The following is a 12,567-nucleotide window of genomic DNA, read 5'->3' as shown; positions in this document are numbered from 1 at the left end:
CACGACACAGACATGTCCGTCACAACATCACCTCGGCACGACCAGAGAACTAGCCTGCAATACGGCGCATCACCGCCTCCAGCGGACCGCGCGCGAACTGCCATGACCACAGCCACGCCGCGCCGGTCGCCAGCATCAGGAACAGCAGCGCCCACAGCAGCACCGACGCCAGCGATGCACTGCCATCGAGCAGGCCCAGGCTTTCCAGCGTGCCCATGCCCAGCAGGATGTGACCCACATACAGGGTCAGGGTCATGCGCCCGGCCGCGGTGAACGGCTCCAGCCAGTCGCCCGGATGTACCCGTGCCAGCCACAGGCAGGCGGCGATGACACTGCAGGCCGCGCCCGCACCGGTAAGCACGTAGGCGGGTCCTGGCGGCATCGGCTGCGTACCCAGCCACGCCTGCCACGGCGTTCCCTGCGCAATATGCTGCACGCCCTGGCCGGCGCCGATCAGCAGCAGCCCCAGCACCAGCAATGCATGCTGCACCCGCGGCTGCGACAACGGAAGGCGCGCCAGCAGCATGCCCAGCAGGAAGAAGCACAGCCACGGCATCAACGGGTGGAAGCCATTGAACAGCAGGTTGCGGGCCGCGCCCGGCCATTGCCACAGACCGGCGTATTCCAGCGTCTGCCAGTTCCATCCCTGGCTGTAATCCCAATGCAGCAACGCCCAGAACGAACAGGCCGCCAGGCCCACGATGCTGGCCAGCAACACCCGCGGCGAGGCACGCAGCCACAGCACTGCCAACGCGAAATACACCGCGTAGTAGTGCAGGATATCGGCCGGGAACAGGGTCAGGTTGAGCAGGCCCAGCACCATCAGGAACAGCGCGCGCCTCCAGGTCTGCACGCTGGCCGGCCACCACCCTTGCCGCTGCGTGGCCAACACCAGGCCCAAGCCAGCCAGCGTAACGAACGTCGCCGAAGCCTTGCCTTCCAGCAGATGGAAGAACCCTGCCAGCCAACCCTCACCCTCTGCCGGCACGGCCATCGCCAGACGGAAATTCACCAGCACCATGCCGGCCAGTGCCAGGTAACGCGCCAGGTCCAGCCCGTGCAACCGCCGGTCAGCAGCATTCATGCGCGTGCGCCCAGCAGCAGCACGAGCAGGCCAAGTTCCAGCGATGCTTCATCGGTGCCCTCGGCTTCGCCCAGCCCCCGACGCAGTGCGTCGCTTTCGATGGCATCCAGCAGCACCTGCGCCTGCAGTGCCGGCGCCAGTACGGGACGCCGACGTTCGCGCTGTGCCATCTGCTGCAGGGCTTCGGCCAGCGTCGCCTGCAATTGCCTGCGATTGGCCGCGAAGGCCTCGGCGACGGCCGGATTGCGTGCGCTCTCGGCCAGCACCTCCACCGCAAGTGTTGCCCATTCCGGCTGCCGGCACAGCGCATGGAAGTCCTGCAGGAAGGCCATCACCTGTGTGCGTTCGCCATCGGACGCGGCCAGTCGCTGCAGCAACGGTGCCAGTTCTTCGCTCTCGGCCACCGCCACCGCAAGGATGATCGCTTCCTTGCCCGGGAAGTGGTTGTAGAGATTGCCCAGGCTGACGCCGGCCGCCTGCGCGATGTCACGCATGCTGGTCTGGTGGAATCCCTTCACGAGGAAGCACTGCAAGGCGGCCTGCAGGATCTGTGCGATGCGTTGCTCGTTGCGGTCGGCTCGGTTCATGGCACAAATAGTGAACGAACGTTCGTCCAATTAGAAGCTGGCAATCCGGCCAACGCCGGGCTCCGTTCAGCCAGCCTTGACCTCAACTGCGGTTGAGGCCCGATGCTGCGTGGCCTGTCCCACGCTCAACCCGGAGTTCCTGCATGCCACGGATGATCACCACCCTGCTCGACAGCCGCGTGCTGTGGTTCCTCGCGCGGCTGTTGCTGGCCGTGGTGTTCCTGTCCTCGGGCCTGGCCAAGCTGCTGGCGTGGGACCACAGCGTGGCCGAAATGCAGGCCGCCGGATTGCAACCGCCTGTGCTGTTCAACATCGCCAGCGCCGTGGTGCTGCTGGGCGGCGCACTGTGCCTGCTGCTCGATCGCCTGCTCTGGCTGGGCAGCGGCGCGCTGGCGGTGTTCATGCTGCTGACCATCGTCATCGTGCATACCTTCTGGAACAAGCACGGCGCCGAACAGCAGCTGGCCCTGTTCTTCGCGCTGGAACACCTGAGCGTGGTCGGTGGCCTGATCTGCGCGGCCATCGCCAGCCATGCGCGGGCTCAGAAGAACTCGTCGAGCAACCGGTAGAACGCCAGCCGGCGCTCGTCGGCCACCGCGCCGTAGCGTTGGAACAACGGCGCGACCCAACGCGTGTCGCCGAAGTTGTGGACCAGGCTGCGCGCGGCCAGCGCCAGATCCTGGTAGCGGTCGGCCACACCCAGCCGGCCACAGTCGATGAAACCACTGAAGCGACCCTGGACCGCCATCAGGTTCGGCAGGCAGGCGTCTCCATGGCTGACCACCAGGTCTTCATGGTCGGGCTGGATGCTGCACAGTTCGGCGAAGACCTGCTGCGGACTCTGGCCCAGGCGTTCGTCATCGAAATCATCGGCATCCACCAGGCCCGCTTCAACGCGGGCCTGCGCAACCTGCACGCGCGACGCCAGTCGCTGGTCGAACGGACAGGCTGCCACCGGCAACGCATGCAGCCCGCGTAGCGCGTCGGCCAGCAGTTCCACCAGCTGCTGCGACGCGAGCTCCGGCGACGAGGCCAGGTCGCGGCCGGGCAGCGCGCTCATCAGCAACCAGCGCCGGCCCGCCTCTTCGGCAGTGGCAATCACCGTTGGCGCCGGTTGCCCCTGTGCCTGCAGCCAACGCAGGCGCGCGATCTCATCGCCCAGCTCACTGAAGGCGTCGAGCACTTCCGACTTCAGGAAGGCATCGGCCTGGCCCGGCCGATGCACGCGGGCAACATCCGCACGCGACACACCGATCGATTGCCGCTCGATGCGCGCATCGGCCAATGCGTCCTGCCACGCCCACGGCAGCGGCATGTCATCAGTGATGGATTCGGGTGCTTCCATGCCGAGGTGTTCCTGTTGCCGGTGACCCCACGGATTCTCGATCATCCTGCATGGACCGCAGCCAACAACAACGCGGAAAGGTAGATGCCCAGGCCGAACACACTGTGCGCCACCAGGCTGCGCAGGCGCGCCTTGCCCGGCGCCGGGGTCTTTGAAGCGGCAATGCCCGCGCCCATGCCCGGCTGCAGGATGAGGAACGGTGCGGCGACGCTGAGGATGCCGAAGGCCAGCGCCGGCCACAGTGTCGGCGCCTGCACCCAACCGTTCCCCACCACGGCCAGCAGCAACGCGGCGAAGACCACACCGATCACGTAATGCGCGGTCCAACCCAGCGCGCGCTCGCCACTGACCACCGCCGAGCGGCCGATGCCATCGTGGCGGAAGCGCCCGCGCGGCAGATGCCCCAGCCAGCGGCCCACCATCGCGAAATCCAGCGAGGGAATGCCGAGCAGCCGCCGCTGCACCAGCGCCCACAGGTCCATCACTGCGGTCGCTCCCACGCCGACTACCACCGAATCCATCACGAATGTCGCCAGGCCAGCCATATCGCGCACCTTCAATTATTTGCTTGAATGATAGAGCGATGCTAGCGTGCGCCGCATGAACGCTGCAACAGAGCCACCGCTCTCACCGCTGGAAGCCTTGGCCGAAATCGCCCGCACGCTCGGCCATGCCCATCGCCTGGCCCTGCTGGAGCACATCGCCCAGGGCGAGCGCGCAGTGGAGCGCCTGGCCGAACTGACCGGGCTGTCGGTGGCCAATACCTCCCAGCATCTGCAGCAGCTGCGCCGTGCCGGCCTGGTTCAGACCCGACGCGATGGCAAGCGCATCCTCTACCGCAGTGGTGAGGGTCCGCTGGGCAACCTGCTGGCCGCGCTGCGCGACTATGCCGACCACCAGCGCAGCGAGATGCACGGCGTGATCCACTACAGCCTGCAGCGCCGCGATGCTCTGGAAGGCCTGACTGTCGAGCAGTTACTGGAACAACGCAGCAGCGTGGTGCTGCTGGATGTGCGGCCGCGTGAGGAATTCGATCTGGGCCATTTGCCCGGCGCGCTGAACATTCCCGTTACGGAACTGCGTGCACGGATGGACGAACTGCCGCGTGCCGTCCACATTGTCGCGTACTGCCGCGGTCCCTACTGCGTGCTGTCCAACGATGCGGTGGCGATGCTGCGCGAGGCCGGACTGACCGCGCAGCGGCTCGCCGCCGGTTACCCCGAATGGAAGGCCGCCGGCCTGCAGGTGGACCTGCCCCGGCACTGAGCGAGACACCGGTCATGGATGATGTGTTTGCCCCGTTGATCGATGCGACCTGGCGCAGCGTGTTCTCCGGGCAGCGCATGCTGCAGGATGATCCACTGCTGCAGTTGGCGTGCAGCGATGATTTCGATGAGGGCGAGGACGGCATGCTGCTGCAGCCGGTCGCGGGCCCCGCGCGCGCACTGCTGCGCCCGGCCCTGGCCGCTCGCCTGCAACTGCACGCGCAGCCGCACTGGACGCTCCCGCAGCTGCAACTGCGCCTGCAGCAGCTCGGCCAGCGCACGCATGGCGCGGATCGCGTCTTCTACTTCCCCGCCGCAGAACTTGCGGCCTTGGCCGAGCGCCCTGCACCGCCACATATCCGCCGTCTTGGCCCGGCCGACGCAGCCGCGTTCGACGGGTTCCAGGCCAGCGCGAGCGAGGAGGATCTGGATGCCGCCTGGGTCGAGCTGGACCACTGGCAGGTGTTCGGCGCCTTCGATGGCGAGCGGCTGGTTGCCGCGGGAAGCATGTACCCGTGGAGCCTGGATCCGGCCCTGGCCGACATGGGCGTGCTGACCCTTCCCGAAGCCCGCGGTCGCGGGCACGCGCGCCAGCTGGTACGCGCCATGGCCGTGTCCGCACAGACGGCCGGGCTGCAGCCGCAGTACCGTTGCCAGCTCGACAATACCGCCTCGATCATTACCGCCGAACGCAGCGGCCTGCGTGCGTTCGCCGATTGGGACACCGTTCTGGCGGTCGACTGAGGCCGCCGCAGTACAACAAGGAAGCAACATGAAATTGATGGTCATCGGCGCCAGCAGGGGCCTCGGTCGGGCGTTCGTGGAAGGCCTGTGCAGTGCAGGCGACACCGTCATCGGCGTTTCACGCAATCGACCGCGCGATATTGAATGCCCCGAGGGCGTCACCCTGCAGTGGATCGAAGCCGATCTGTCCCAGCCGACCGTGGCTGCCGACCACATCGCAGCACAGGCACCTGCCGATCTGGATGTGCTGATCCACAACCTGGGCATCTGGGAACAGACCGCCTTCAGCGACGAGTACGCCTTCCTCGACGAAACCGATGCCGCGCTCACCCAACTGGTCGACGTCAACATCACCGCCACCCTGGTGCTGCTGCAGCGCCTGCTGCCGCGGGTGCTGGGCGCGCCACGCCCGCAGCTGGTGCTGACCGGCTCGACCTCGGCACTGCCACGCAGCGGCCGCCCGGAAGTGGCGTTCGGCGCATCCAAGTTCGCGCTCAACGGCATCGCCGATGCACTGCGCGAGGGCTTCCGCGATCGCCGCCTGGCGGTGACCAGCCTGCAGCTGGGCTACCTCAACACCGACGATGCACTGTCGGTGCCGGTGGCAGAGGCCGCAGCGCGCGGCGACGGCGAGCTGGTGCCGGTGCACGACGTCGTTGCGGTGGTGCGCGCGTTGCTGCAGTTGTCACCGTCCGGCTTCGTGCGCGAACTGGTGCTGCCGGCCATCGCCGACCCGCGCTACTGACCGACTCTGCGCAGGCCAGGCTCGACCTCATCGCGCAACAGGTACCCGAGCACTATGGCGGTCAGCACGGTCGCCATCGCCAGGACAAACAGCTGGCCACGGACGGCCTCCATGTATGCCTGGGCCAGCGCCGTTCTCGAAACGCCGGGCAATGCCTCCACCGCTCCGCCAAGGTCGCCCATGGACAGCCGGTGCACGGCGGCACGGGCCACGACGCTGGCCTCAAGCGCCATACTCCCGCCAATGCGGGATGAGAGCATGATGCCGACAAGCGCGAGGGCAATGGAATCGCCTGCCAGTCGCATTGCGTTGAAGATGCCCGCGGCCATGCCTGCCTGCTCTTTGCCAACCACGCTGACCGCCAGGCCATCCATGATCCCCCAGGGAAGGCCGATGCCGATCCCGATGACCAGCATCGGCATCCAGCGCATCGAAGGTAGCTGGAACACCTGCGCCAGCCATGCCAGCCCAAGCGCGCCGATCAACAGGCCCGCACAACACAGCGCCCGCGCCGGAATCCAGCGCAGCAGGTAACCGGCAGCCAGGGGAACAACCAGCAAGGGTGCAGACAATGCTGCCATCGCCAGTCCGGCTTCGGTGGGCCGCAGCCCTTCAACACCGATGAACCCCGCCGGCAGCACCACCAGAAGGACGACGTACGAGAACGCAGGCGCAGCGGCGAGAATCTGCACGCCGACAAAGCGCCGGTTGCGGAACAGGCCGAGATCCAGCAGGGGTGTTCGATGGGAGCGCTCGACGGCAATGAACGCGGCCAGCAACACCATCGAGAGCGCCAGCAGTACCAGCGTCTGCGGATGCAACAGGCCGCGTTCCGGCAGCACGATCATGGCGTAGGTGAGTGACCCCAGCGCCAGCATGAAGGTGACGGCGCCCAGCCAATCCAGGCGTGGCGAACCGGTGCTCTTCGATTCGACGGATGACAGGGCGACCAACGGTACGGTCAGGGCGGCCAGCAACGCAGGCAGGAAGAACACCCATTCCCACCCCAGCGCATCGATCAATCCGCCTGCCAGCAGCGGACCGCCTGCGGCTCCTGCACCAAAGGTGGTGCCGATCAGGCTGAACACCCTGGCCCGCGCCTGGCCGTCGAACACCTGCGCCAGCGACGCCATCGCACCGGCAAACGCAGCCGACGCCGCCATCCCCTGAAGCAGTCGCAGTGCATTGATCCACGCCACATCGGGCATCAAGGGGATCAGGCCGGTGACCAGCGCAAACGACGCGCCGCCCAGAAGCCAGATCCGGCGCCTGCCATGCAGATCGGCCAGCCCACCGGCCACCAGCGTGGTACAGCCGTAGGTCAACAGATAAGCGTTGATGATCCAGGACAACGCCGCAGGCGAACCGCCCAGCGCGTCCCGGATGGCGGGAATGCCCACGGCGGGGCTGGCAATGCTCAAGGGAATGGTGAGCGCCGTCAGGCAGCCCGCCAGCACCACTCCAAAGCGTGATGATCCGGCCGTCTCAGCAGAGGCAACAGACATGTCGATGAAGCTCCAGCGTGGCCAGGCGCCACCGCATTGATGCTATCGACGACGCTATCGCCTAAGAATCCATCGTTGTGTCCGTGCTTTAATGACATGAACGTCATCAATGGCCATGTCATGGACAGCTTTGCCGGTCTCAGCCTCTTCGTTCTGGTCGCCGAGGCACGCAGCTTCGCGGCCGCAGCACGACAGCGTGGCATCACCCCTTCGGCGGCAAGCAAGACCATTGCCCGGCTGGAAGAGCGTCTGGGCGCCCGCCTGCTGAATCGCAATACCCGCAGCGTCAGCCTGACTGCCGAAGGCGAGCAGTTCCTTGAACGCTGCCGTCGCATCATGACCGAGGTCGCCGCAGCGGAGCGCGAGCTGACCGACGCCCAGGCCGCGCCCAGCGGTCGCCTGAAGGTCAGTCTTCCACTCGCCAGCGGACTGATGCTGCCGGTGCTATCGACCTTTGCGCACCGCTTTCCCGCCATCGAACTCGACCTGCACTTCAGCGACCGTCTTGTCGATGTCATCGAGGAGGGCTTCGACGCCGTTGTCCGCACGGGCAACCCCGCCGACTCCAGGCTGCACGGCCGCAACCTCGGCAGTGCCCGCCTGCTCTGTGTGGGCGCCCCTGCGTACTTCGCCAAGCGCGGCACGCCACAGCACCCGGATGATCTGAGCGGCCACGCGTGCCTTCTCCATCGCTTTCCCGGCACCGGCCTGATCGAACGTTGGCCGCTGCCCACGCATGAGGGAGGCACTGAGCCACGGCTGACTGCCGCAATGACCGCCAATCATCTTGAGACGATCCTGCACATGGCCATTGATGGCCATGGCATTGCGTGCCTGCCCGACTTCGCCACGCGTGATGCGCTGGACCGCGGTGAACTCGTCAGCGTCCTGGACCCATGGAGCACCGAGCGCAGCACCTTCTGGGCCCTCTGGCCAAGCCATCGCCATCAGCAGCCGCGTGTACGCGCGTTTGTCGATTTCATGGCCGACCACCTCCTGCCCGAACCCAGCCAGTGCAATTGAACCTGCGCCCTGCTGCGACTACGCTGCTCGTCACTGGCCGTCGGTCACAGGCGGGAACCTGCTATGGATGCGCTTTCACGGGTCTCGGCCCAGGTCCTGGACAGCGCCCTGCCCAGCCTGCCGCTGTACCTGCTGCAGGCCACGGCGGTGATCGGCATGATCGGCGTGCTGCTGATCGCCACCCGCCGCGCCGGGCACGCCATTGAAGGCCGTCGCCTGTATGTCGGCGTGGCGCTGGGCCTGATCTACCTGTTCAATTCCTGGTTCGTGGCCCGTTACACCCAGGGTGTGGTCAAGCTGCACCTCGGCTTCGACATCCTGCTGGTCAGTGGCCTGCTGGGCGGTTGGCGCGGCGGCCTGACCTGCCTGGCCGCCAGCCTGCTGGCGCGCTACCAGTTTGCCGGCACCCAGTATTTCCTGCCGGCCGGCCTCGAGGCCACGCTGCAGATGCTGGCCGGCGTCTGGCTGCGCAGGCGCCTGCACCCGCGCATGCTCAATGAGCTCTCGCTGCGCGTGATCCTGCAGGCCTGGAGCGTGCGTATCGCCGTCACTGCGTTGGGCCTGGCACTGGGCGTCGCAATCATCGGCGCCAATCAGCTGCCCGTGGAGGAGTTGGCAATCCAGCGGCTGCTGGCACTGCCACTATCGCTGCTGATGCTCGGCGCGGTGTTCGCGCTGGTCTACAACGATGCGCAGATCGATGCACAGCGTCAGCGCGAACAGGCCTGGCTGCGCATCGATCCGATCAGTGGCCTGCCCAACATGCGTGCACTTGGCGAACGCCTGCAGCATTACTGGCGCGACAACGACGGCATCGGCAAGGCCTGCCTGATCGTGGCCGAGATGGGCAACCTGCGCGATCTGCGCCTGCGCTACGGGCCGCTGCAGGACAACGGCCTGTGGCAGCGCGACAGCACCGACGAGGTGCATCGGCTGCTGCCCTCGCTGCCAGCCGGGCAGCTGGAGATCTACCAGTTCGGCGATGCCGCGCTGGCGATCCTGGTGCGCGACCTGACCTTGTTCGAACTGCGCACGCAGCCGCAGATCACCGAGCTGGCCAGCAACCTGGCCGATCGGGTCGGCCGCGATTGGCCCGGCTTCCGGCCGCTGTTCCGCTGTGCGGTGGTCGAACTGAAGCCCCCCTCCGATGCCGACGAAGGACATCTTCCGTTCCGCGCGATCACCGTGGCGCTGAGTGCGATCGAATCCGGCGTTGTGTTCTTCGACGATCCGATCCAGCGCGACAGCGAGATCGACGCCCTGATCGAAGTCGCCCTCGAACGCTGGTTGCAGCAGGGAGATGCCCCCCTGTGCTACCAGCCCAAGCATCGCCTTCAGGATCGCCAGCTGGTCGGCGCCGAAGCACTGCTGCGCATGCGCGACAGCGAGGGCCGGCTGATCGCGCCGATGCGGGTGATCTCGCTGCTGCGCCGGCAGGGGCGGTTGGCTGAACTGGAATGGGCCACGCTGCAGTCGGCCATCCATTTCCTGCAGCAGTGCCGACGCGATGGCTCGCAGCTGAAGATCGCCGTGAACGTTTCGGCCGAGTCACTGCGCCTGCCCGACTTCGGCCTGCGCCTGCAGGAATTGCTGGCACTGCACGATGTGCCCGGCGTGATGCTGCGCCTGGAGATCGTCGAATGGACCGAGATCGTCGAGCGCGACGTGGTCGATGCCAACATCGCACAGCTGCTGGCGGCGGAGGTCACGCTGTCACTGGATGATTTCGGTGCCGGCTATTCAACCCTGATCCTGCTCTCGCAGCTGGCCATCGCCGAGGTCAAGATCGAGCAGGCGTTGATTGCCACCCTGTCCGACGCCAAGTCGCAGTCGATCGTTCGCTTCATCGTCGAAGTCGCGCATCGCTGCGGTGCGATCGTGGTGGCCGAGGGTACCGAAACCCTCGCGCAGGAACAGCAACTGCGCGCACTGGGTGTGGATGTCGGCCAGGGCTATCTGTACTCGGCGGCGCTGCCGGCCGACGAGTTCCGCCGCTTCGCCGCCAGCTAGACCGCGTAGTAACCCAGGAACATCGCCACCGCCGATTCGGCCACGCGTGCGCGCTCCTGTTCGTTCAACGGCGCCTGCCCCATCGTCACCTGCGGCCAGAATGCAAAGCTCTTCACCAGCCCGTGCAGCTGGTGGCCGGCGAACTCCGGATCGACCTGGCGCAGCCGGCCATCGGCGATTGCCGCGCGGATCCACGCACTCTCACCGCTTTCCTTCTCGCCCATGCGGCAGACGATGGCCTGCGCCCGTTCCGGTGAGTGGATGATCTCGGCCATCGCCACTCGCGCCAGGTCGATGAAGTTGGCATCACTGAGCAGCTCCAGCTTCTGCCCCAGCAGCTGCATCAGCTGCGCCTGCAGCGGCTGGTCGGCGCGGTACGGCAGTGCGTCGCTGGCCACGCTGCGCTCCCACAGCTCCTCCAGGATCATCGAGAACAACGCTTCCTTGCTCGGGAAGTGGTTGTAGACGGTGCGCTTGGAGACCCCGGCCACCTCGGCGATGCGGTCCATGCTGGTCGCCTCGTAGCCCGACGCGCGGAACTCCTCCACCGCCGCACGCACGATGGCTTCGCGTTTGCGGTCGGTCAGGCGTTGCGGGGCACGGGACATGGCAGGAACCAGATAACTGAACGGACGCCACCATTTTACACCCGGTAGTGTACTTTTGAAAAACACGAAACTACACTGTGCAGTGTACCCAGCGGACGTCACCCATGAAGCGCCTGCTCCTTGTCCTTTTGCTTGGAATCCTCGCCGTGACCGCCTACACCTTCTGCAAGTCCTGGTCCCTCCCCGACTTCCCCGATTCGCCGCAGTACCGCGACGGCAAGTTCCGCAATGCCCTGCCGCGTCCGGCGATGGGCCTGCGCGATGGCGCGGAGATCTGGTGGACGTTCCTGTTCAACAAGCCCAAGGGCACCGTGCCCGCCCACCCCATTCCGGTGCTGCCGCTGGACCGCGCCACCCTGGACGCCGCGCCTGATCGCAGCCTGTTCCGGCTCGGGCATTCCACGATCCTGCTGAAGCTGCGTGGCCAATACTGGCTGACCGATCCGGTGTTCTCCGAGCGCGCTTCGCCGGTACAGTGGCTGGGCCCGGCGCGCTTCCACGCACCGCCGATCAGCATCGACGAACTGCCGCCGATCGCCGGCGTGATCCTCTCGCACAACCATTACGACCACCTGGACCATGCCGCAGTGATGCAGCTGGCCGGCAAGACCGCGCGCTTCATCGCACCGCTGGGCGTGGGCGACCAGTTGATTGCGTGGGGCGTGGACGCCAGCAAGGTCGAACAGCTGGACTGGTGGCAATCGACCGAAGCCAGCGGCCTGCGCCTGACCGCCACCCCGGGCCAGCATTTCTCCGGCCGCGGTCTGGGCGACAGCGATCGCAGCCTGTGGGCGTCATGGGTGATCCAGGACGATGACTTCCGCATCTTCTTCAGCGGCGACACCGGCTACTTCGACGGCTTCAAGGCCATCGGTGAGAAGTACGGCCCGTTCGACCTGACCATGATCGAAACCGGTGCCTACGACCCGCGCTGGGCCTTCGTGCACATGCAGCCCGAGCAGACCCTGCAGGCGCACCTGGACCTGCGCGGCAAGTGGCTGCTGCCGATCCACAACGGCACCTTCGATCTGGCGCTGCACGCATGGCAACAGCCGTTTGAGCGCATCACTGCATTGGCTGGCGCAAAGAACGTGCCGGTGGCCACGCCGATGATGGGCGAAGCACTGGACATGCAGGCGCCGCAGGCGGGTACGCGCTGGTGGGAGACGGTGGAGCTGTAATGGGGGATGCCGCTTGACCTGCCGGAAACCATGTAGAGCCGAGCCATGCTCGGCTGCTTCCGAGAAATGCGCCGTGGACGTCAAACAAGCTCAGCTTTGGAGGCACCGAAATTGGAGACGCCGGCAGCATTGCTGACATCGACATGCACGGTTATCAATTCGGCTTCCGGTAGCGCACTCTGAACCTGCACGCATGCGGCACGCGCGACATCGTCTGCGGCTGTGCCTTCTCGCTGGAATCGCAACGCCAACACGCCCGGCGAACCACTGCCCAGCAGCGCATCGTCGCACCCCACCTCTGCAAGACCTCGCTCAAATGCACTGAGATCTTTTCCGGTATCAGGCACTCGGTACATCAGCGTGAAACTGAATTCCATCATCAATCCATTTCAGATCGGTGGTCGCTGCCAGTCAGGATAGGGGCAAGCCGGCAGCCGTCCAGAGCCACATCCGTCAGCGCTCCCGCGATG

At 66.3% G+C, this 12,567-nt stretch carries 14 protein-coding genes; 7 read left to right on the top strand and 7 right to left on the bottom strand.

Going from position 1 to position 12,567, the window contains the following annotated elements:
* Positions 1-49: 49 nt before the first annotated feature.
* Positions 50-1,084 (bottom strand): DUF418 domain-containing protein, encoded by a 1,035-nt coding sequence (locus ACZK33_RS10425; RefSeq protein ID WP_423174715.1) that lies wholly within the window; start codon positions 1,082-1,084, stop codon positions 50-52.
* The gene (locus ACZK33_RS10420; protein WP_423174714.1) at positions 1,081-1,671 is read right to left on the bottom strand and encodes a TetR/AcrR family transcriptional regulator; all 591 of its coding nucleotides are present in this window, start codon (positions 1,669-1,671) and stop codon (positions 1,081-1,083) included. Before ACZK33_RS10420 ends, ACZK33_RS10425 begins: the two co-directional genes overlap by 4 nt.
* 143 nt (positions 1,672-1,814) lie before the next feature.
* Here ACZK33_RS10420 and ACZK33_RS10415 point away from each other — a divergent pair, with 143 nt between their 5' ends.
* A complete protein-coding gene (locus tag ACZK33_RS10415) occupies positions 1,815-2,240 on the top strand; it encodes a DoxX family protein (protein ID WP_423174713.1) in 426 nt (141 codons plus the stop codon).
* Here the strand turns inward: ACZK33_RS10415 and ACZK33_RS10410 are convergent.
* Positions 2,213-3,016, bottom strand: coding sequence for an APH(3')-II family aminoglycoside O-phosphotransferase (locus ACZK33_RS10410; protein ID WP_423174712.1), 804 nt, complete (start codon positions 3,014-3,016; stop codon positions 2,213-2,215). The two genes, ACZK33_RS10415 and ACZK33_RS10410, sit on opposite strands and share 28 nt — an antisense overlap.
* 41 nt (positions 3,017-3,057) lie before the next feature.
* Positions 3,058-3,561: a DUF2938 domain-containing protein gene (locus ACZK33_RS10405; RefSeq protein ID WP_423174711.1), complete on the bottom strand. Its 504-nt coding sequence runs from the start codon at positions 3,559-3,561 to the stop codon at positions 3,058-3,060.
* Between the two features lie 55 nt (positions 3,562-3,616).
* Here ACZK33_RS10405 and ACZK33_RS10400 point away from each other — a divergent pair, with 55 nt between their 5' ends.
* The 3 genes from ACZK33_RS10400 to ACZK33_RS10390 are packed head-to-tail and all read left to right on the top strand — an operon-like array spanning position 3,617 to position 5,770.
* Positions 3,617-4,282, top strand: coding sequence for an ArsR/SmtB family transcription factor (locus tag ACZK33_RS10400; protein WP_423174710.1), 666 nt, complete (start codon positions 3,617-3,619; stop codon positions 4,280-4,282).
* A gap of 14 nt (positions 4,283-4,296) precedes the next feature.
* Positions 4,297-5,025, top strand: coding sequence for a GNAT family N-acetyltransferase (locus tag ACZK33_RS10395; RefSeq protein ID WP_423174709.1), 729 nt, complete (start codon positions 4,297-4,299; stop codon positions 5,023-5,025).
* Between the two features lie 28 nt (positions 5,026-5,053).
* Positions 5,054-5,770 carry an SDR family NAD(P)-dependent oxidoreductase gene (locus ACZK33_RS10390; RefSeq protein ID WP_049398553.1) on the top strand — a complete coding sequence of 239 codons (717 nt, stop codon included), beginning with the start codon at positions 5,054-5,056 and terminating at the stop codon, positions 5,768-5,770.
* Here the strand turns inward: ACZK33_RS10390 and ACZK33_RS10385 are convergent.
* On the bottom strand, positions 5,764-7,275 hold the full coding sequence (locus tag ACZK33_RS10385; RefSeq protein ID WP_423174708.1) for an MFS transporter: 1,512 nt from the start codon (positions 7,273-7,275) through the stop codon (positions 5,764-5,766). The genes ACZK33_RS10390 and ACZK33_RS10385 overlap by 7 nt on opposite strands.
* 96 nt (positions 7,276-7,371) lie before the next feature.
* Between ACZK33_RS10385 and ACZK33_RS10380 the strand changes: the two genes are divergently transcribed.
* Positions 7,372-8,298 carry a LysR substrate-binding domain-containing protein gene (locus ACZK33_RS10380; protein WP_423174707.1) on the top strand — a complete coding sequence of 309 codons (927 nt, stop codon included), beginning with the start codon at positions 7,372-7,374 and terminating at the stop codon, positions 8,296-8,298.
* A 63-nt stretch (positions 8,299-8,361) separates the two neighbouring features.
* Positions 8,362-10,308, top strand: coding sequence for an EAL domain-containing protein (locus ACZK33_RS10375; RefSeq protein ID WP_107431734.1), 1,947 nt, complete (start codon positions 8,362-8,364; stop codon positions 10,306-10,308).
* On the opposite strand, the gene ACZK33_RS10370 is transcribed toward ACZK33_RS10375, so the two are convergent.
* The gene (locus ACZK33_RS10370; protein WP_049398557.1) at positions 10,305-10,916 is read right to left on the bottom strand and encodes a TetR/AcrR family transcriptional regulator; all 612 of its coding nucleotides are present in this window, start codon (positions 10,914-10,916) and stop codon (positions 10,305-10,307) included. The two genes, ACZK33_RS10375 and ACZK33_RS10370, sit on opposite strands and share 4 nt — an antisense overlap.
* 104 nt (positions 10,917-11,020) lie before the next feature.
* On the opposite strand from ACZK33_RS10370, the gene ACZK33_RS10365 reads away from it, so the two are divergent.
* The gene (locus ACZK33_RS10365; RefSeq protein ID WP_049398558.1) at positions 11,021-12,097 is read left to right on the top strand and encodes an MBL fold metallo-hydrolase; all 1,077 of its coding nucleotides are present in this window, start codon (positions 11,021-11,023) and stop codon (positions 12,095-12,097) included.
* Positions 12,098-12,177: 80 nt separating this feature from the next.
* Here ACZK33_RS10365 and ACZK33_RS10360 read toward each other — a convergent pair whose 3' ends face one another.
* The gene (locus tag ACZK33_RS10360) at positions 12,178-12,474 is read right to left on the bottom strand and encodes a hypothetical protein (protein ID WP_049398559.1); all 297 of its coding nucleotides are present in this window, start codon (positions 12,472-12,474) and stop codon (positions 12,178-12,180) included.
* Between the last annotated feature and the right edge of the window lie 93 nt (positions 12,475-12,567).

The organism is Stenotrophomonas sp. 86156_Sma (genome assembly GCF_056481625.1).
This window is presented reverse-complemented; position numbering and strand designations above follow the sequence as displayed.